Source organism: Klebsiella oxytoca NBRC 105695, assembly GCF_001598695.1.
Classification (GTDB): domain Bacteria; phylum Pseudomonadota; class Gammaproteobacteria; order Enterobacterales; family Enterobacteriaceae; genus Klebsiella; species Klebsiella oxytoca.
In genome coordinates this window covers 353,058-372,850 of the sequence record NZ_BCZK01000003.1, presented here as the reverse complement: position 1 = coordinate 372,850, position 19,793 = coordinate 353,058, and the positions used below count along the sequence as shown (strand labels likewise).

The following is a 19,793-nucleotide window of genomic DNA, read 5'->3' as shown; positions in this document are numbered from 1 at the left end:
CGCACGTTATAAATCAGCAGCCAGATTAGGATTCCTGGCAGCAAGCCAGACGCTACACTTAATGAAAATCATAGAAAGGAAGAGTGAATGACAACCCCTCAGCCCGATAAAACGGGCATGCATATTCTGCTCAAACTGGCGTCACTGGTGGTTATCCTCGCCGGTATCCACGCCGCGGCAGATATCATCGTGCAGCTATTACTGGCATTGTTCTTCGCCATTGTCCTGAATCCGCTGGTCACCTGGTTTATTCGCCGCGGTATCAGACGTCCGGTAGCCATTACCATCGTGGTCGTGGTGATGCTGATCGTACTTACCGCGTTAATTGGCGTGCTGGCCGCGTCGGTTAACGAATTCGTCGCCATGCTGCCAAAGTATAATAAGGAGCTGACGGCGAAAGTCCTGCGCCTGCAGGAGGCGCTGCCGTTTTTGCATATTCACATGTCCCCGGAACGTATGCTGCAACGCATGGACTCCGACAAGTTAATGACATTCACTACCGTCCTGATGACTGGCCTCTCTGGCGCCATGGCCAGCGTTATTTTACTGGTCATGACCGTGGTCTTTATGCTGTTTGAAGTCCGTCATGTCCCCTATAAACTCCGCTTTGCACTGAACAACCCGCAAATCCATATCGCCGGTCTTCACCGGGCGTTAAAAGGCGTCTCGCATTATCTGGCGCTGAAAACGCTGCTCAGCCTGTGGACAGGGGGGATTATCTGGTTAGGACTGATGCTGATGGGGGTTCAGTTTGCGCTGATGTGGGGCGTGTTGGCTTTTCTGCTGAACTATGTGCCTAACATTGGCTCGGTGATTTCCGCCGTCCCGCCAATGATCCAGGCGTTACTTTTTAACGGTTATTACGAATGCCTGCTGGTTGGCGCGCTCTTTTTAGTCGTGCATATGATTATCGGCAATATTCTCGAACCGCGCATGATGGGCCACCGGTTGGGCATGTCTACGCTGGTAGTTTTCCTCTCATTGCTGGTCTGGGGGTGGCTGCTTGGCCCGGTGGGAATGCTGCTGTCGGTGCCGTTAACCAGCGTCTGTAAAATATGGATGGAAACCACTAAAGGCGGCAGTAAGTTAGCCATCCTGCTCGGGCCCGGACGCCCGAAAAGCAGGCTGCCGGGCTAGCCCTGCCGCTTCACCGGCCAGAAGATCGTCAGCACCCCGGCGACAATCAGCAGCACGCCCAGCAGCGATTGCCAGTGGAAAGGTTCATGCCAGCCGGGGAGCCAGATGGCGGCGGCCCAGACCAGAATGTAGCTCAGGCTCAGCAGCGCGTAGGCTTTCGCCAGCGGCAGCTGATGCAGGGCAAAGTACCAGCAGACCATCGACAGCAGGTAGCCCAAAAGACCAAACGCCAGGCCAAAGGTGCCCGCCCGCAGATGCAGCAGATGGTTGAGGAAGGTAAATAGATCCGTCAGCGGCGGCAGCTCGACCATCGCGCTGCGCAGCAGCAGCTGCGCGCCGCTCACCAGTCCGACGCTGAATAACGCCCAGATTAAGCCCATCAGATGCGGCTCCCCAGAATAACGATCCCAACGACGATAAGCGCCACGCCAAACCAGTGGCGGCGTGCGACCGGCTCGCGCCAGATCCCCCATGCTGCCAGCGTCACCCAGACAAAGTTCAGGCTCAGCATAGGGTAGGCGATGCTGACCGGAATCGACTGCAGCACGCTAAGCCACAGCAGCATGCTACAGCCCAGAGAGAGCAGCGCCAGCCCCAGCCAGCCAAGAATATGGTGCCCGCGCCGCCCGGATTTGGACGGGCGGGTCGCCTGTTTCTGGCACAGCTGTCCGGCGCAGCTCAGCAGGCTGGCGAAAACCAGACAGATCCACACGCTCATTGCGGCAGGTACTGGATAAACACTACCCGCCCCAGCTCATAAGAGCTATCCGGTTTCGGTAGCGGTAGATCGGCCATACTCTCTCCTTTATCCATCAGCAGAACCAACGAGATCGGCCCCTGCTGGCGGTGCGCCGTTAACCAGTCAGCAAATTGCACCTTATCGACAAACTGGTGCTGCGCATCCGGCCAGGAGAGACCATATTTCAGCTCGCCCTGCTTGTCGAACAGGATAATATCGCTGCGCTTGAGCTCCCAGGACAGTCCGCCGGCAATACCGACGTTATTGGTCAACACGTAGCGGCTCGGCGTCAACGATTCGCTCACGATATCCACCATAAACTGCGGCTGCTTGCTGTCGATAACCCGGTCGGGAATCGCGAAACCCACCAGCAGCGCCAACCCCAGCGGGCAGCACGCGGCAAGCGTCCAGCGGCGACCGTTATTCTTCATCGCCAGCCATCCCATCAGCGCCCAACAGCCGAATATTAGCGCCGCCAGCAGGCATTTATACAGCTCAATATGGCTCCATACCGGCTTGTGCATAAAGCCCCACGGCGAAACCACCAGCACCGCTACCAGACCAATCAGGCCAAAAGCCAGGTTGATCGCGCCGTTAATTTTCAGCGCTTTCGCCCCCGCCTTTGCCGCATCCAGCGCGTAGCGCGCCATCAGAATCGACAGCGGCGCGAAACACGGCAGGATGTAGGTCGGAAGCTTACCCTTAGCAATGCTGAAGAACAGAAACGGCATCGCCACCCATCCGAGCAAATAGAGCGCCCCGCGCGACTCGTCGCGCTCGGTCCAGCCGCGCTTGAGCGCTCCCGGCAGCAGCGCCAGCCACGGCAGGCTTCCGGCAATCAGGAACGGGATGTAGTACCAGAACGGCGCTTTATGCTGGGCATCTTTTTCCGCGAAACGCTGGATATGTTCAACCCAGAAGAAGTAGCGCCAGAAGTCCGGCTCTCGTTTGGCGATGGCCAGCCCCCACGGCAGAACCACCAGCGCGCAGACGCCCACCGCCAGCCACCCGTAAGTCAGCACTTCACGCCAGCGTTTACGCGCAATGACCCATGGCAGCACTCCAACCACCGGCACCGCCAGCGCGAGGAAGCCTTTGGTCATCACCCCCATCCCGCAGGCCACGCCCAGCAAGACGTAGCCGAAGATTTTACCGCTGTGGCTTTGAGCCTGCGCCGCACCCCAGAAGCTGCACATTGCCAGCGCCAGCCACATGGTAATCATCGGGTCGAGCACCGCATAGGTGCCGATACCGTAGACCAGCAGCGCGGTCAGGAATATCACTGGCGACAAAATCGCCAGGCGTTTATCGCGGAAAATACGCCATGCCAGCCAGGCCACCAGCAGGGCGGTGACGGTAATGGAGAACACCACCCCAAAGCGGACGGCAAAATTATTATGACCGAATAGCCACTGGCCGATGCTGTTGATCCAGTAGCCGGCAATCGGCTTCTCAAAGTAGCGCAGACCGAGGAAGTGCGGCACCACCCAGTCGCCGGTCGCCAGCATTTCGCGGCTGATCTCCGCGTAGCGGGTTTCATCCGGTTGCCACAGCAGGCGGAAGTTGAGGGGGAGTAAATAGTAGAGGACAAAAAGGGCGACCAGAGAGGCGCCGTAGCGAATGCTTTTCATCAAACACCCGAATTCAGTAATTGTTCACGCCCAAGCCAGCCTTCCCGGCCGGCTAATTCACCACGAACCACCTTGCCTCGCGGCAGCGCGCTAAAATCGGCGGGCAGCAGCTGGCTTAGCGGGCAAAAACGGATCTCTTGCTGAGCGGCCATGGTCAGCAGCTCGTCAAACTGTTGCGCAAAGGCGATCCCTTCCACTTCAGCGTGGATGGTATAGACCGGGGTGCCCTTATCGCGGTGGATGCAATCCAGCAGATAGCGATTGAAGCCCGCAATATCGACCGCGCTGCCGACCACTTCATCCCAGGTGGGTAAGGTGACCGGGATCTGCACGGTCCCGGAAGCGCCGTTACCGAGCTGCGGCAGAAAAGGGGCGATTCCCCGGCAGTCGCTGTTGTAGAGGAAATCAAACGCCTCTTTGGCTTTAATGACCCGCTGATCGGCACGCCAGCCGGCAACGGCGGAGCAGGTCACCGGACGACCGATGATCCGCTCCAGCTCCAGCAGCCCGCGCTCCACCTCCAGCGTCAACTTCTCCTGCGGCCAGACTCCGCTCCACGTTTGCCAGCTATAGTGATCCCAGGCGTGCAGACCGACTTCATGCTCCTGCGCGGCGGCGCGGATAACCTCTTCATTGCCCGCGCCGATCCTGCGCCCTGGCCAGGCGGTACCTGCCAGCAGGATATCCCAGCCGTACAGCGAAGCGGCCTTTGAGCGCAGCATCTTCCACAGAAATTTCGGTTTTATCAGGCGCCATAAATGACGCCCCATATTGTCCGGCCCGACGCTGAAAAAGAAGCTTGCCTGAATCCCGTGCTGGCTCAGCAGAGCCAGCAGCCGCGGGACCCCGTCCCGCGTGCCGCGAAAGGTATCGACATCTATGCGTAAGCCGACCTGTTTCATGATTTGCCGTTGTCCGTCAATTCAACCGTGCGCAGGAAGAAGTCCAGGGTATGTTCCACGGTCTCTTCCATTTCGACCGTCGGCACCCAGTTCAGGCAGCGTTTCGCGTTGCGAATGCTGGGCTTACGGTGCTCGACGTCCTGATAACCCTTCCCGTAATAATCGCTGCTTTCCACTTCGCGGAAACCGGCAAACGGCGGGAAACGGTCGCGCAGCGGATGACGTTCAAAGCAGGCCAGCAGCATTTCCGCCAGCTCTTTGATGCTCGCTTCGTTATCCGGGTTACCGATGTTGATGATCTGCCCGTCGCAGCGGCCGTCTTTGTTCTCAATGATGCGGAACAGCGCTTCGATACCGTCGCTGATATCGGTGAAGCAGCGCTTCTGTTTCCCGCCTTCAATCAGCTTGATCGGCGAGCCTTCTACCAGGTTGAGGATCAGTTGGGTAATGGCGCGAGAGCTGCCGATACGCGCGGCGTTCAGGTTATCAAGGCGCGGCCCCATCCAGTTGAACGGACGGAACAGGGTAAACTTCAGGCCGTTCTTATCGCCGTAGGCCCAGATCACGCGATCCAGCAACTGCTTGGAGACCGAATAGATCCAGCGCTGTTTGTTAATTGGCCCGACGACCAGATTAGAGGCATCTTCATCGAAATTGTTGTCGGTGCACATGCCGTACACTTCCGAGGTCGACGGGAAAATGATGCGCTTATCGTACTTCACGCAGTCGCGGATAATCTTCAGGTTCTCTTCGAAATCCAGCTCAAACACGCGCAGCGGGTTACGGGTATATTCGATTGGCGTGGCAATCGCCACCAGCGGCAGGACCACATCGCACTTCTTGATGTGATACTCGATCCACTCGGAGTGGATGCTGATATCGCCCTCAACGAAGTGGAAACGCGGGTTGTCGAGGAAGCGGCTGATGGCGTCTGAGCCAATGTCCAGTCCGTAAATCTCGTAGTTGTCGTCCTGCAGCAGACGCTCGGTCAGGTGGTTGCCGATAAAACCGTTCACCCCGAGGATCAGCACGCGGGTACGCCGCTTAATCGCCACGACCGGTTTGCTGCTCAGCACCGCTCCGGCTACCAGCCCCAGCGCCTGCGCCAGCTGCGTACCCTGCATATAAACGCCGCGCTCGGTCTGCCCGGTGACGATTTCTAATGCCCCTTCCTGACAGGCGACGACCAGCGGCGTGACGGAAAGCACGGTCCCCGCTTTGGCGGCGGGTAGATCGTCACGTACGCGGGACTTCCAGACGATAAACTTGTTCGCGCCGGCATAGCCGAACGCGCCCGGCCATGGATCGGAAACCGCGCGCACAAGATTATGCAGGCTCCGGGCGGAGTGCTCCCAGTCGAGGCGACCGTCTTCCGGCGTGCGGCGACCGACCCAGGTCGCCTGGCTTTCATCCTGCGCGCGCTCTTCGATTTTGCCATCGCGGATCGCGGGCAGCGCCTGAGCCAGCAGGTCCGACGCCGCAGCGCAGAGTTTACGATGCAGGGCCAGCGCCGCCTCATCCTCGCCGATAGCTACGCTTTTCTGCGCTACGATATTCCCGGCATCGGCGCGGCTCACCATGCGGTGCAGCGTCACGCCAGTTTCGCTTTCGCCGTTGACCAGCACCCAGTTCAGCGGCGCGCGGCCGCGGTATTTCGGCAGCAGGGAACCATGCAGGTTAAAAGCCCCCTGCGGCGCGATATTCAGAATGTCCTCGCACAGCAGATTGCGGTAATAGAACGAGAACAGCACGTCCGGTTTTATCTCACGGAGACGTTCGATCCACAGCGGATGATTCACATCTTCCGGCGCCCATACCGGAATACCTTGTTCCGCGGCAATGCGCGCCACAGAGCCAAAGAAATGGTTTTCGCCAGGGTTATCCGGATGGGTAAAAATGGCGGCGATGTCATAACCGGCATCCAGCAGAGACTGAATACCTGCACAACCCATATCGTGATAAGCGAAGACTACGGCTTTCATGAACGATCTTCCTCTTGAGATGCCGTTTCCGGCTGGCGAACAACACGTTGAATAAAGTAGCGGGGACGGGCGCGAACGTCGTTATAGATACGGCCGATATACTCCCCGAGCAGACCCATACCGACGAACTGGGCGCCGATAAACATAAACAGCACCGCGAACAGCATGAACACCCCTTCCGCCGCCCACTGCGGGCCAAATACCAGGCGCAGCACCACCAGCAGCAGACCGAAGGCGAAGCCCAGCAGAGCGATGGCGCTGCCGAACAGGCTCAGCAGGCGCAGCGGCGTGGTAGTCAGGCAGGTCACCAGGTCATACATCAGGTTAATCAGACGCATAAAACTGTATTTGGAATCACCGAACTCGCGCTCGGCGTGCATCACCGGGATCTCCACCGCGCGACGGGCAAAAGTATTCGCCAGAATCGGGATAAAGGTACTGCGCTCATGGCAGTTAAGCATCGCGTCGATAATATGGCGGCGATAGGCGCGCAGCATGCAGCCGTAATCGCCCATCGCTTTACCGGTGGTGCGCTGAATCAGACGATTGATCATCCTGGAGGCGCTTTTACGGAACCAGGTATCCTGGCGATTCTGACGCACGGTACCGACAACGTCGTAGCCTTCGTCGGCCTTCTCCACCAGGCGCGGGATCTCTTCCGGCGGGTTTTGCAGGTCAGCATCAAGGGTGATGATCAGGTCGCCGGTGACGTGGCTAAAACCCGCCATAATTGCCGAGTGCTGGCCGTAGTTGCGGTTCAACAGTACCGCCACTACATGGCTGCCTTCGGCTTCAGCGGCTTCGGTCAGCATTCGCGCCGAGTCATCGCTGCTGCCATCGTCGACCAGCAGAATTTCATACTGCCGACCGAGCGTCGCGCAGGCGGTATCGGTACGGCGGATAAGCTCCGGCAGGCTCTCCTGCTCGTTATAGACAGGAATAACGACCGAGACCTTTTTCACGGGAGGATAGCTAAACATATCAACGTCCTGACAGCTGGTGCAGTGCGGAAATGACCCGAGTGACATCGTCGTCGGTCATATCCGGGAACAATGGGATGGAACAAATGCGCGCGCTGTTCCATTCCGTATGCGGTAATGAAACGTCGGGGAAACGCTCGCGGTAATACTTTTGCGTATGCGCGGCGCGGAAGTGCAGACCGGTGCCAATGCCCATGGCCTTCAGTTTTTCCATCAGGGCATCGCGGCTGATACCGCAGGCGGCTTCATCAACGCGGATAATAAACAGGTGCCAGGCGTGCTGATGCTCCCATGACGGCACCGCCAGCGGCCTGAAAGGCGTATCCGCCAGCTCGCGGAGATAGCGTTGCGCAATGGCGGCACGGCGCTGATTGGCGGCGGCAAGCTTGTCCAGCTGCACCAGCGCCAGCGCGGCGTTGATATCCGCCAGATTGTATTTAAAGCCCGGCGAAATCACCTCCGCCTGCGGGGCGCGGCCCAGGGTCTGCCGATCGTAAGCATCTACGCCGAGGCCGTGGAACTTCAGGCTGCGAATACGTGCGGCCAGTTCATCATCGTCGGTTACAACCAGCCCGCCTTCGGCGCAGGTCATATTTTTGATCGCATGGAATGAGAAAATGGCGGTGCCGCGCCAGCCGACGTGACGGCCTTTGTAGTACGTCCCTGCCGCGTGGGCGGCATCTTCAATCACCGGAATAGCGTGACGCTCGGCAATCGCGCGGATGGCGTCGATATCCACCGGCGCGCCCGCATAGTGCACCGGGACGATCGCCTTGGTCCGTGGAGTGATCGCCGCTTCAACCGCTTCGGGAGTAATCATCAGGTTATCGGGATCGACATCGATCATCACCGGCGTCGCGCCGAGCAGGCAGATCATGTTCAGCGTGGAGACCCAGGTCTGCGAAGGGGTGATCACTTCATCGCCGGCGCTGATACCCAGCGCCATCAGCGTAACGTGCATGCCGCCGGTCGCCGAACTGACGGCGATGGCGTGGCGGTTGCCGGTTAATGCGCAAAACGCTTCTTCCAGCGCCTGATTTTTCGGTCCGGTGGTGATCCAGCCGGATTGCAAAACTTCACGCAGCGCAGCCAGCTCTGCGTCGCCCATCGACGGGCGCGAAAACGGCAAAAAATCGCTCATCATTTTCCTGTTCTGTAATTGACCCGACTAAACACGGGGTCGATAAGAAATATCCTGCACCTGCTGACTTAAACAAAATGAAAATGAAAGCAAATCAGTCCGATGCCGCGTTTCATTACTTTGTATTCAGATGTTATTAAATCTAGACAGGTTTGCTTAGGATAATATTAAGAAATTAATATTAATTAATTTATAATGATAATTATGTTTAAATTCAATCAGGTAGGAAAAATTTCAGCGTGAGAAAGGGATGTGTAGCGTTCCCGCCATATGGCGAAATAGCGGGAACGCAGTGGGGAAAAGTAAACGGAGGTTAAACCACTTTTCAATTAGCCATTTTTAAACATGGATGACCAAATATAAAAAATCCAGTCGAATCACTAAACTATTTCAAAATTATTACAGATTGCCAGGAAAATTTTCAGGCAATTCATTAGCCGGGCAATTAATCACTTCGTCATTATCCGCGCCGCAATCGCGCACAAAAGTGATAGTGGCAAACTCATCAATCACCTCCGTCGGATACGCCGGGCCGGCTTCACGGTAGGAAACCATCAGCGGGATATGATCGTTCTGGAAGCAGACGGTTTTTTCCGGATTATTCATCACCCAGCGTGGGAAAAAGATAGTGCCGTGGAACAGTTTGTCGCCGAGGTTTACGATCAGGCTGACGTCGGTACCGGTCGGTTCGGTCCAGGAAATTTTGTAGATGCTTTCACCAACGCGAACGATGTAAGCCTGTTGATCTTTCACCCAACGATTCGCGACGATGCCGCTGTGAATGCGGTAATCCAGAGTGGTGGCGTTTTTCACGTAAATTTCGTAGTTCCAGCCATTATCATAGGTATAAACCAGATGTTTACCGATAAAACCGCTCAGGTCATGTTTGTCGAATGTGCTCATAATTTGTTCTCCTCTATTTGTTGAGAACAAGCATACTGCTTTAAAAAATGGATGAATAACGCTATGTTTGGATTAAACTCATTCACTTTTTAGATGAATCATGCACAAGACTACGCTGGAACAATGGGCGCTGCTGGAAAAGGTGGTCGAACTGGGTAGCTTCGCGAAGGCGGCGGAAGAGACCCACCGCAGTCAGTCGTCGGTGAGCTATAATCTCGCGCTGCTGCAGGAGCGCCTCGGCGTCACGCTACTCACGCCATCGGGCCGTCGCGCGGTGCTGACCCCGGCGGGTGAGCTGCTGCTTGGCCAGGTTAAACCGCTGCTGCAGGCCTTCGCTTACGTCGAAACCCATGCCGCCACCCTGCGCGACGGCACGCGGACCCGACTGGACCTGGTGGTCGACAGCATTTTTCCGCGCGAGCGGCTGTTCGCCATTCTGCGCCAGTTTCAACAGCGCTATCCGCAGACCCAGGTCAGGCTGACCGAAGTGCTGGAAAACGTTGAAGAGGAACATCCGGCCCGCAGCGAGGCGGACGTGATGGTGCTGACCCGCCGCCAGGATATTACCGGCCGCGGAGAATGGCTGATGAATATTGATTTTGTCGCCGTCGCCCATCGCGAGCATCCGCTCTCCGCGCTGCAGGGACCGCTGGATGATAACGCGCTGGCCCCCTGGCCGCTGGTGCGCATCGCCGATCGCAGCAACGACCCGCAATCCTCCCGCGATGCATGGACCTTTTCCACCATTGATGCCGCCATTGATGCGGTGCTGTACCAGGTCGGTTTCGGCTGGCTGCCGGAGGAGCGTATTCGCCCTCAGCTACAGCAAGGAGTGCTGAAGATGCTGCCGCTGGGACACGGCGCGCGGCGCGCCACGCCGCTGCATTTGATCGTTAAGCGTGATTTAACGCCCATTGATGAGCAGGTCGCCACGCTGCTGGATCTGTTCAGAACCCCCTGAGGGTCTGATAGCCCGGACAGATGCGCAGCATCGCCTCCGGGAAACTCTGCTGCACTGTGCGCTCTGCTCCCGGGGGCGGCGCTTAACGCGCCTTGCCCGGGCTACAGATTCATCACCGTCTGCGGGCCGGTAGCCCGGACAGATGCGCAGCATCGCCTCCGGGAAACTCTGCCTCATTGTGCGCTCTGCTCCCGGGAAATACACCGAAGCTGATGCTTCAAGGCTTGCGCTACGCTTAGCCAGGCTGCAGGCGGGTTCACAATCGCATACAGCCGAAAGAGACATACCATTTTCTTATACTTTCAGCCCCTATATTGATCCAGCTTACGTCGAAAGTATGATGAATTATTAAAATCGTCATACTTTCCTGTCGCTGAGAAAATGCTTTGTCTATCATCCGCACCACCCTGCTGGCGCTATTCGCCTGCGCTCCGTTGCTGGCCTGCGCCGCGCCCAATGAACTCACCACCGCATGGCCGGTCAACGTGGGGCCGCTTAATCCTCACCTCTACACGCCCAACCAGATGTTCGCCCAGAGCATGGTCTATGAACCGCTGGTAAAGTATCAGGCGGATGGCTCAGTAAAACCCTGGCTGGCCAAAAGCTGGACCCACTCGGCGGACGGCAAAGTCTGGACCTTCACCCTGCGCGATGATGTGACATTTTCCAACGGCGAAGCGTTTGACGCCCATGCCGCCGCGGAGAACTTCCGCGTGGTGCTCGATAACCGCCAGCGCCACGCCTGGCTGGAGCTGGTCAATCAGATTGTCGATGTCAAAGCGCTCAGCCAAAACCAACTGCAAATCACCCTGAAAAGCGCGTATTACCCGTTCCTGCAAGAGCTGGCCCTGCCGCGCCCTTTCCGCTTTATCGCCCCGTCGCAGTTTAAAGACAATGAGACCCTGCACGGCATTAAAGCGCCGATTGGCACCGGCCCTTGGGTACTGAAGGCATCAAAACTCAATCAGTACGACGTGCTGGTGCGTAACGATCGCTACTGGGGCGAAAAGCCGCAGATTGAAAAGATTACCGTCAAGGTGATCCCGGACCCGACGACCCGCGCTGTAGCTTTTGAAACCGGAGATATCGACCTGCTCTACGGCAACGAAGGGCTGCTGCCGCTCGACACCTTCGCGCGCTTTAGTCAGAACCCGGCGTACCGTACCCAGCTTTCCCGGCCAATAGAGACGGTGATGCTGGCGCTAAATTCCGCCAAAGCGCCCACTAGTGAGCTGTTGGTGCGTGAAGCGCTGAACTACGCGGTGAATAAAAAATCGCTGATTGATAACGCTCTGTACGGCACGCAGCAGGTTGCGGATACGCTGTTCGCCCCCACCGTGCCTTATGCCGACATAGGCCTGACGCCGCGCCGGTACGATCCGCAGCGGGCGAAAGCGTTGCTGGAAAAAGCGGGCTGGCTACTGCCTGCGGGAAAAGAGATTCGCGAGAAAAACGGCCAGCCGCTGCGCGTTGAACTGTCGTTCATTGGCACTGACGCCCTGAGCAAGTCGATGGCGGAAATCATTCAGGCCGATATGCGGCAGATTGGCGTGGACGTGGCGCTGGTCGGCGAGGAAGAGAGCAGTATTTATGCCCGCCAGCGCGATGGTCGCTTCGGCATGATTTTCAACCGCACCTGGGGGGCGCCGTACGATCCGCACGCCTTTATGAGTTCGATGCGCGTGCCGTCGCACGCCGATTTTCAGGCGCAGCAGGGTTTAGCCGACAAGCCGCTGATCGATAAAGAGATTAGCGAGGTGCTGGAAACCACCGACGAACCCCACCGTCAGGCGTTGTACCGCGACATTTTGACCCGTCTGCACAATGACGCGGTGTATCTGCCTATCAGCTATGTCTCGACGATGGTGGTCGCCAGACCGGAGCTGGGTGCTATTCCTTACGCGCCGATTGCGTCTGAAATTCCGTTTGAACAAATTAAACCGGTGAAACCCTGATGCTACGTTACGCGCTACGGCGGATCTCGCTGCTGATCCCGATGATCTTCGCCGCCTCGGTGATTATCTTCCTCATGCTGCGCCTGGGCACCGGCGACCCGGCGCTCGACTATTTGCGTCTGTCGAACCTGCCGCCAACGCCAGAGATGGTCGCCTCGACCCGCGTGATGCTGGGACTGGATCAGCCGCTTATCGTCCAGTACGGCAGCTGGCTGTGGCAGGCGCTGCATCTGGATTTCGGCATCTCGTTCGCCACTCAGCGTCCGGTGCTGGATGACATGCTGAACTTCCTGCCCGCCACGCTACAGCTGGCGGGGGCTGCGCTGGTGTTGATTCTCCTCACCTCCGTACCGCTCGGTATTTGGGCGGCGCGGCATCGTGACCGCCTGCCGGATTTTATTGTGCGGGTTATCGCCTTTCTTGGCGTGTCGATGCCCAACTTCTGGCTTGCCTTTCTGCTGGTGATGTTCTTTTCAGTTTACCTGCAATGGTTGCCTGCGATGGGCTATGGCGGCTGGCAGCACATCATTCTACCGGCGGTGTCGATTGCCTTTATGTCGCTGGCGATCAACGCTCGTCTGCTGCGCGCCAGTATGCTGGAGGTCGCCGGGCAGCGCCATGTGACCTGGGCCAGACTGCGCGGTCTGAACGAGAAACAAACCGAACGTCGTCATATTTTGCGTAACGCTTCGCTGCCGATGATCACCGCCGTAGGAATGCATATCGGCGAGCTGATTGGCGGCACGATGATTATCGAGAATATCTTTGCCTGGCCCGGCGTGGGGCGTTATGCCGTTTCGGCGATATTTAACCGCGACTATCCGGTGATTCAGTGCTTTACGCTGATGATGGTGATTGTTTTTGTGGTTTGTAACCTGATGGTTGATCTGTTGAATGCCGCGCTGGATCCGCGCATTCGTCGCCATGAAGGAGCGCACTCGTGAACGTTTTCCTCTCTTCGCGCTGGTCTGTCCGCCTCTCTTTCATCATCATCGCCCTGCTGGCGGTAATTGCGCTCACCAGCCAGTGGTGGTTGCCGTACGATCCGCAGGCGATTGATCTTCCTTCGCGCCTGTTGACCCCTGATAGTCAACACTGGCTGGGCACCGATCATCTGGGGCGCGATATCTTCTCGCGCCTGCTGGCGGCAACACGCGTATCGCTTGGCTCGGTGATGGCCTGCCTGCTGCTGGTGCTGGCGCTGGGATTGATCGTCGGCGGCAGCGCGGGGCTTATCGGCGGTCGCGTCGATCAGGTCACCATGCGCATCGCGGATATGTTTATGACTTTCCCGACCTCGATCCTCTCTTTCTTTATGGTCGGCGTGCTGGGAACCGGGCTGACCAATGTGATTATCGCCATCGCCCTGTCGCACTGGGCGTGGTACGCACGGATGGTGCGCAGCCTGACCCTCTCCCTGCGCCAGCGCGAATTTGTGCTCGCTTCCCGGCTTTCCGGCGCGGGCCATGTTCGGGTGTTTATCGACCATCTGGCCGGCGCCGTGATTCCGTCTCTGCTGGTACTGGCGACGCTGGATATTGGTCACATGATGCTGCACGTCGCCGGGATGTCGTTCCTTGGCCTCGGCGTCACCGCGCCCACCGCCGAATGGGGGGTGATGATTAACGACGCGCGCCAATATATCTGGACCCAGCCGCTGCAAATGTTCTGGCCGGGGCTGGCGCTGTTTATCACCGTGATGGCCTTTAACATGGTGGGTGACGCGCTGCGCGATCGTCTGGACCCTCATCTGGTTACGGAGCATACCCACTGATGCCGCAACAAATTGAACTGCAAAACATCGCCTTACGGGCCGAGCGTCCGCTGGTGCACGGCGTTTCATTGACGATCAAACGCGGGCGCGTGCTGGCGCTGGTTGGCGGCAGCGGCAGCGGCAAATCCCTGACCTGCGCCGCGGCGCTGGGCATTTTGCCTCCCGGCGTACGCCAGACGGCCGGGATAATCCTTGCCGACGGCCAGCCGGTTTCTCCCTGTGCGCTACGCGGCAGCAAAATCGCCACCATTATGCAGAATCCGCGCAGCGCTTTTAATCCGCTGCGAACAATGGCCGATCACGCCCGGGAAACCTGCCGGGCCCTGGATAAAGCCTCAGACGACGCCACGCTTATTGCGGCGCTGGAAGCCGTCGGGCTGGAGAACGCGCCGCGCGTGCTCAAGCTATACCCGTTTGAGATGAGCGGCGGCATGCTGCAGCGAATGATGATTGCTATGGCGTTGCTGTGCGATGCGCCCTTTATCGTTGCCGACGAACCCACCACCGATCTGGACACGGTGGTCCAGGCACGCATTCTCGATCTGCTGGTAAGTATTATGCAAAACCGCGGCCCCGGCATGCTGCTGGTGACGCATGATATGGGGGTGGTGGCCAGGCTGGCGGACGATGTCGCGGTAATGGATAGCGGCAGCATTGTGGAACAGGGCGATGTGGAATCTCTGTTTCGCGCCCCGCGACACGACATCACCCGCGGGCTGGTGGCGGCGCATCTCGCCCTTTATGGTCTGGAGCTAAGCTGATGACATTACTGACCGCCTCGACAATTACCCATCACTACCCGGACTTAAAGGTGCTAACAGAGGTCTCTTTAGCGCTGAAAAGCGGTGAAACCGTGGCCCTGCTGGGGCGTAGCGGCTGCGGCAAAAGCACGCTGGCGCGCCTGCTCGTCGGCCTGGAATCCCCAACGCAGGGTCGCATCTGCTGGCGGGGAGAGCCGCTCTCCAGGCTCAATCGCGCTAAACAAAAGGCGTTCCGTCGGGATATTCAGATGGTGTTTCAGGACGCCATCAGCGCGGTCAATCCGCGTAAAACCGTACGCGAGATTCTGCGCGAGCCTATGCGTCACCTGCTATCGTTGACGAAAGCGGAGCAGCTGGCCCGGGCCAGCGAAATGCTCAGGGCGGTGGATCTTGACGATAGCGTGCTGAATAAGCGCCCCCCGCAGCTGAGCGGCGGGCAGCTACAGCGCATCTGCCTGGCGCGGGCGCTGACGGTAGAACCAAAGCTGCTGATCCTGGATGAGGCGGTTTCTAACCTCGACCTCGTGATCCAGGCGAGCGTTATTCGTCTGCTCAAAAAGCTCCAGCAGCAGTTCGGCACCGCCTGTCTTTTTATCACCCACGATTTACGCCTGGTTGAGCGCTTTTGCCAGCGGGTGATGGTGATGGATGAGGGGAAAATCGTGGAGATACAAACCGTGGGCGAGGCATTAACTTTTTCCTCTGACGCCGGTCGCGTGTTACAAAATGCGGTACTTCCCGCCTTTCCCGTGCGCCGAAATAAGGTTTAAGCCAGATGCAACGAATTACCATTACTCTCGATGACGATTTACTCGATACGCTGGATAGCCTGAGCCAGCGCCGTGGCTACAACAACCGTTCCGAAGCGATCCGCGATATTCTGCGCGGCGCGCTGGCCCAGGAGGCCGCTCAGGAGCACGGTACCCAGGGCTTCGCGGTGCTCTCTTACGTCTATGAACATGAGAAACGCGATCTCGCCAGCCGTTTAGTCTCCACCCAACATCACCACCACGATCTCTCCGTCGCCACTCTGCATGTGCATATTAATCACGACGATTGTCTGGAAATTGCCGTGCTGAAGGGGGATATGGGCGACGTTCAGCATTTTGCCGATGACGTTATCGCCCAGCGCGGCGTGCGCCACGGCCATTTGCAGTGCCTGCCGACGGAGAAGGAATCCCCCCACTCATAAACTGTGCGCGGCGATAAACGGCTTTTTAACTCGCGAGTGGGGCTAACGCTATCATGCTGGCTCGTTAGCCCATGCGCCTCGCAGCGGTTTTTCTCAACCATTAATAAACGACATGAATTATACGTTTGGTTAATTATTTCACTTCGCTAATAATCACGTCTCATTTAACGATCTCGTTATGGCGAGGCTCCTGCATAAACATAAGTTACCGCCCTGTTGGTATCGAGAGAGACCACTCAGGGAAATACAGGCTTCCATCGAATCAAGGTGTTGCCAAGGTAACTTCTGACGGCGTTCATGTCGGACAGATACGTTGTGCAGTGCTAAAACCAGGACGTAGGGATCTGCCTGTGCTCATCCTGTCTTGTTCGCCCCTATGAGTGATTTTTTATAGGGAATTACACCATGTCTTCCATTCAACTGTGCGCCGCACACCAGGCGACTTCGACTTTCGACGGCGACGCAATTGCCCAGTACATGCGTACCGATTTTATTACCCTGCCGGAGCATCTCAGCGTTCATGAGGCGCGAGAACTGTTCGTTTCTCAGCTGGCCAGCGATGAGATCCCCGGCCAGGTTTTTGTCGTCGCCGGAAAAAAACTGCGCGGCAGTTTATCGATTAAAAAGCTGCTGCAGGAGAGCGATACCGCGCAATCCATCCGTTATTTAATGGATAGCTGTCTGTTTCGCGTCAGGCCCGACGACCCGCGCCCGCAGGTGGTCGCCGAACTCGGCGAGCGCGGGCTCGATCTGGTGCCGGTGGTCGAAAAGGGTAAGCTGGTCGGCTGCCTGATGGAAAAAGAGATCGCTCATCTGCTGGAAGATGACGTGACCGAGGATGCTCAGCGCCAGGGGGCGACGCTGCCGCTGGAAAAGCCCTATCTGGAAACCAGCCCGTGGGCGCTGTGGAAAAAACGTTCGGTATGGCTGCTGCTGCTCTTTGTCGCCGAAGCCTACACCAGCAGCGTGTTACAGCATTTTGAAGAGGCGCTGGAATCGGCTATCGCGCTGGCCTTTTTCATACCACTGCTGATTGGTACCGGCGGCAACAGCGGAACGCAGATAACCTCTACGCTAGTACGTTCGATGGCGCTCGGGGAAGTGCGACTGCGCGATATGGGACGCGTGATCCGCAAAGAGGTCTCAACCTCGCTGCTGATCGCCATCACGCTCGGCCTGGCGGGCTGCCTGCGCGCCTGGATGATGGGCATCGGCATGGAGATCACCCTGATTGTCAGTCTGACGCTGGTATGCATCACCCTGTGGAGCGCGGTGGTGTCGTCGGTGATCCCCCTGACGCTTAAGCGCGTCGGCATCGACCCGGCGGTGGTGTCAGCGCCGTTTATCGCCACCCTCATCGACGGTACCGGATTAATTATCTATTTTAAAATCGCCCAGTATTTTCTTGGCCTGAATTGATTATTGCACCCGGCGGGCACGTCTTGCCGGGCTGTTTTATTCCCCCACGAATATCAGCAATCGCATTAAGCAATCTCAGTAAATCTGGTGCAAGTCGATAAAAAGCGTGCCCTTTCTCCGTTAAAATAACTTTTCTGATATTCCTGCCACGCGTAATCAGGTTAAAACCCAGTTCATTTTCAAGCGCACATATGCTGGTTGTTATTAGCGAAGGGGCAATACTCAGCCGCTGCGATGCAAAGTGAATACTCCCCTCCCGAACCATAAGCATGAATATCTCCACCTGTGATTTATTCATTGCCGAAATTTCTCCCGATTAAACCTTTGGCTTACGTTTTAAGTTGTCCAGTACGCAATGTCAATCGGTACAAACGGCCCCTCCGCCCCTACAAATAAAATAAAGTGTGAAGCTGACCGCTAGCGCATTTAATTATGCATTTCAGCCATTTCATTATTAAATATCCAGTCTCGCGGCGGCGTCTGCGGATGTGAACGACATCACTATAAGCCAGCCAACCAAAAAACAAAATATTCATACTTATCAAATAATTAAAGAAAACGCGCTTGCTGAATTAATTTATGGCACACGCCATGCAATTACCTCCACGTAATCAACACTGGAGATAGTTAAATGACGTACAAAATTTTACTCCCGCAGGAAATCATGGCTGAAGGGAGAGAATACCTGGAAAGTCGCGGTTATCAGCTGATTAACGGATCAGGGATGGAAGAAGAAGATATCATTCGCGACATCGGGGACTGCGACGGTATTATCGTACGCCTTTCAAAAATGTCCGATCGCGTATTTGAGGCGGCTAAAAAGCTGAAAGTCGTTGCACGACACGGTGCCGGTTACGATACGGTCGATCTGGAGTCAGCGAAACGTCACGGCGTAGTCGTATTAAATGCGCCAATTGCTAACAGCATGTCCGTTGCCGAACTGGCCATATTTTATATGCTGCACTGCTCGCGTAATTTCAAGCTGGTACAGGAAAAGATGCTTGAAGATTATTACTGGGCAAAACTGCGTACGCCAAAAGTGGAGCTGGATGGTAAAACGCTGGGCCTGATTGGCGTGGGAAATATCGGTTCACGCGTGGCAATCAAAGCGCTGCATGGCTTTAATATGAAAGTTATCGCCTACGATCCGTATAAAACCCAGCAGCAGATCCCCGAAGGCGTAGAACTCACCGACGATTTTGACCGTATTTTCAAAGAGAGCGACTTCGTTTCTCTGCACTGCCCGACGACCGCGGAAACCACCGATTTTGTCGGTGAGAAACAGTTTTCCATGATGAAGCCCACCGCCTACTTCATTAATACCGCACGCGGAAAGCTGGTTGATGAAAAAGCGCTGTATCACGCCTTGAGCACCCACGCTATCGCCGGAGCGGGCGTGGACGTCTTAAAGAAAGAGCCGTTTGATGCCAACGATCCGATTTTCTCGCTAAGCAATATCGTGATTGCCCCGCACATTGGCGCCGCCACTATCGAAGCGACCGACAGAGCCTCGCTCCATTCCGCGATTGGCATTGATGAAGTCTTATCCGGTAAGAAACCATCCTGGCCGGTGCCGGGTTTTTAAGGAGAAAAACATGACTATTGGTAACCGTATTTTTTTAAAACGTCCGGCCTGCAGCGTCGATCTTCTGAAAGAATTTGAACAGCTCCCGGCGGCGAATATTGCTGACACCATGAATCGTATTGCCGTACTGGGTAACGGGATTAAACGTATTTCTTCGCCGAAAAAACCGATTATGGCGGGCTTCGCCATCACCGTAAAAGTTCGTGCGGGCGATAACCTGATGCTGCACGCCGCGCTGGATATGGCGGGTGAGAACGATGTGATTGTGGTCTCCAACGAAGGCGACCGTTCGCGAGCGCTGATGGGCGAGATCATGGTGGCCTACGCCCACTGCATGAAGAAAGTCGCCGGTATCGTGCTGGACGGGCCAATCCGTGACATCGATGCGCTGTCGGTTCTCGATTTTCCACTGTTCGCCACCGGCTCCAACCCCGCAGGCCCGTTTAAACAAGGTCCCGGCGAGGTGAACACGCCGATCGCCGTTGGCGGCGTCGCGGTTTGTCCGGGCGACCTGATCGTCGGCGATGCGGATGGCGTCATTGTTATCCCCCTCGGCGACGCAGAAGCCGTACTGAATAAAGCCAAAGATTATGCAAAATTCGATGCAAGCAAAGTAGAGGCCGCGAAAAACGGCACCGCGAATCGCCTTTGGGTCAAAAAATCACTGGATGAGACAGGCGTTGAGTTTATCGACGACATGTATCGTTAATTTGATTAAATAATATCAGGCC

General features: G+C 56.7%; 20 protein-coding genes and 1 riboswitch. Of the genes, 11 read left to right on the top strand and 9 right to left on the bottom strand.

Translation table 11 applies throughout. The features are described from left to right. Positions 1-87: 87 nt before the first annotated feature. Positions 88-1,137 (top strand): AI-2E family transporter, encoded by a 1,050-nt coding sequence (locus tag KO1_RS07540; protein WP_004106590.1) that lies wholly within the window; start codon positions 88-90, stop codon positions 1,135-1,137. Here KO1_RS07540 and arnF read toward each other — a convergent pair. From arnF to KO1_RS07500, 8 genes are all read right to left on the bottom strand, one after another. After that, positions 1,134-1,517 carry a 4-amino-4-deoxy-L-arabinose-phosphoundecaprenol flippase subunit ArnF gene (gene arnF / locus KO1_RS07535; protein ID WP_004106591.1) on the bottom strand — a complete coding sequence of 128 codons (384 nt, stop codon included), beginning with the start codon at positions 1,515-1,517 and terminating at the stop codon, positions 1,134-1,136. The genes KO1_RS07540 and arnF overlap by 4 nt on opposite strands. Further along, a complete protein-coding gene (arnE, locus tag KO1_RS07530; RefSeq protein WP_004106593.1) occupies positions 1,517-1,855 on the bottom strand; it encodes a 4-amino-4-deoxy-L-arabinose-phosphoundecaprenol flippase subunit ArnE in 339 nt (112 codons plus the stop codon). Before arnE ends, arnF begins: the two co-directional genes overlap by 1 nt. Beyond that, complete coding sequence (gene arnT / locus KO1_RS07525; protein ID WP_049591488.1) at positions 1,852-3,507, bottom strand: lipid IV(A) 4-amino-4-deoxy-L-arabinosyltransferase; 1,656 nt, start codon at positions 3,505-3,507, stop codon at positions 1,852-1,854. Before arnT ends, arnE begins: the two co-directional genes overlap by 4 nt. After that, positions 3,507-4,409, bottom strand: a complete 903-nt coding sequence (gene arnD / locus KO1_RS07520; protein WP_004106597.1) for a 4-deoxy-4-formamido-L-arabinose-phosphoundecaprenol deformylase — start codon at positions 4,407-4,409, stop codon at positions 3,507-3,509. The genes arnT and arnD overlap by 1 nt, the downstream gene beginning before the upstream one ends. Then, positions 4,406-6,391 (bottom strand): bifunctional UDP-4-amino-4-deoxy-L-arabinose formyltransferase/UDP-glucuronic acid oxidase ArnA, encoded by a 1,986-nt coding sequence (arnA, locus tag KO1_RS07515; RefSeq protein WP_004106604.1) that lies wholly within the window; start codon positions 6,389-6,391, stop codon positions 4,406-4,408. The genes arnD and arnA overlap by 4 nt, the downstream gene beginning before the upstream one ends. Then, positions 6,388-7,371 carry an undecaprenyl-phosphate 4-deoxy-4-formamido-L-arabinose transferase gene (arnC, locus tag KO1_RS07510; protein WP_004106606.1) on the bottom strand — a complete coding sequence of 328 codons (984 nt, stop codon included), beginning with the start codon at positions 7,369-7,371 and terminating at the stop codon, positions 6,388-6,390. Before arnC ends, arnA begins: the two co-directional genes overlap by 4 nt. A gap of 1 nt (position 7,372) precedes the next feature. Then, positions 7,373-8,512, bottom strand: coding sequence for a UDP-4-amino-4-deoxy-L-arabinose aminotransferase (gene arnB, locus KO1_RS07505; RefSeq protein WP_016807571.1), 1,140 nt, complete (start codon positions 8,510-8,512; stop codon positions 7,373-7,375). Between the two features lie 399 nt (positions 8,513-8,911). Beyond that, positions 8,912-9,418 carry a phenolic acid decarboxylase gene (locus tag KO1_RS07500; protein ID WP_024274787.1) on the bottom strand — a complete coding sequence of 169 codons (507 nt, stop codon included), beginning with the start codon at positions 9,416-9,418 and terminating at the stop codon, positions 8,912-8,914. Between the two features lie 97 nt (positions 9,419-9,515). Between KO1_RS07500 and KO1_RS07495 the strand changes: the two genes are divergently transcribed. The 8 genes from KO1_RS07495 to KO1_RS07460 all read left to right on the top strand — a co-directional run bounded on the left by KO1_RS07495 (position 9,516) and on the right by KO1_RS07460 (position 17,477). After that, positions 9,516-10,376, top strand: coding sequence for a LysR family transcriptional regulator (locus KO1_RS07495; protein WP_004116128.1), 861 nt, complete (start codon positions 9,516-9,518; stop codon positions 10,374-10,376). Between the two features lie 386 nt (positions 10,377-10,762). Continuing rightward, the gene (gene nikA / locus KO1_RS07490) at positions 10,763-12,331 is read left to right on the top strand and encodes a nickel ABC transporter substrate-binding protein (RefSeq protein WP_047720540.1); all 1,569 of its coding nucleotides are present in this window, start codon (positions 10,763-10,765) and stop codon (positions 12,329-12,331) included. Next, positions 12,331-13,275, top strand: a complete 945-nt coding sequence (nikB, locus tag KO1_RS07485; protein ID WP_016807568.1) for a nickel ABC transporter permease subunit NikB — start codon at positions 12,331-12,333, stop codon at positions 13,273-13,275. Before nikA ends, nikB begins: the two co-directional genes overlap by 1 nt. Continuing rightward, complete coding sequence (gene nikC, locus KO1_RS07480) at positions 13,272-14,105, top strand: nickel ABC transporter permease subunit NikC (protein ID WP_016807567.1); 834 nt, start codon at positions 13,272-13,274, stop codon at positions 14,103-14,105. Before nikB ends, nikC begins: the two co-directional genes overlap by 4 nt. Further along, complete coding sequence (gene nikD / locus KO1_RS07475) at positions 14,105-14,866, top strand: nickel import ATP-binding protein NikD (RefSeq protein ID WP_047720539.1); 762 nt, start codon at positions 14,105-14,107, stop codon at positions 14,864-14,866. Before nikC ends, nikD begins: the two co-directional genes overlap by 1 nt. Next, positions 14,866-15,636, top strand: a complete 771-nt coding sequence (nikE, locus tag KO1_RS07470) for a nickel import ATP-binding protein NikE (protein ID WP_004116149.1) — start codon at positions 14,866-14,868, stop codon at positions 15,634-15,636. The genes nikD and nikE overlap by 1 nt, the downstream gene beginning before the upstream one ends. Positions 15,637-15,641: 5 nt before the next feature. Beyond that, positions 15,642-16,058 (top strand): nickel-responsive transcriptional regulator NikR, encoded by a 417-nt coding sequence (gene nikR, locus KO1_RS07465; protein WP_004106628.1) that lies wholly within the window; start codon positions 15,642-15,644, stop codon positions 16,056-16,058. Between the two features lie 165 nt (positions 16,059-16,223). Then, positions 16,224-16,407: riboswitch (M-box (ykoK) riboswitch) on the top strand. A 56-nt stretch (positions 16,408-16,463) separates the two neighbouring features. Beyond that, a complete protein-coding gene (locus KO1_RS07460; RefSeq protein ID WP_017145286.1) occupies positions 16,464-17,477 on the top strand; it encodes a magnesium transporter in 1,014 nt (337 codons plus the stop codon). On the opposite strand, the gene KO1_RS26940 is transcribed toward KO1_RS07460, so the two are convergent. After that, positions 17,443-17,775 carry a LysR family transcriptional regulator gene (locus KO1_RS26940; RefSeq protein ID WP_071786756.1) on the bottom strand — a complete coding sequence of 111 codons (333 nt, stop codon included), beginning with the start codon at positions 17,773-17,775 and terminating at the stop codon, positions 17,443-17,445. The genes KO1_RS07460 and KO1_RS26940 overlap by 35 nt on opposite strands. A gap of 333 nt (positions 17,776-18,108) precedes the next feature. Here KO1_RS26940 and KO1_RS07455 point away from each other — a divergent pair, with 333 nt between their 5' ends. Together KO1_RS07455 and KO1_RS07450 are read left to right on the top strand one after the other, a co-directional pair. Beyond that, positions 18,109-19,062 carry a hydroxyacid dehydrogenase gene (locus KO1_RS07455; RefSeq protein WP_004106636.1) on the top strand — a complete coding sequence of 318 codons (954 nt, stop codon included), beginning with the start codon at positions 18,109-18,111 and terminating at the stop codon, positions 19,060-19,062. Between the two features lie 10 nt (positions 19,063-19,072). Continuing rightward, positions 19,073-19,771, top strand: a complete 699-nt coding sequence (locus KO1_RS07450) for an RraA family protein (protein WP_004106638.1) — start codon at positions 19,073-19,075, stop codon at positions 19,769-19,771. Positions 19,772-19,793 lie beyond the last annotated feature (22 nt).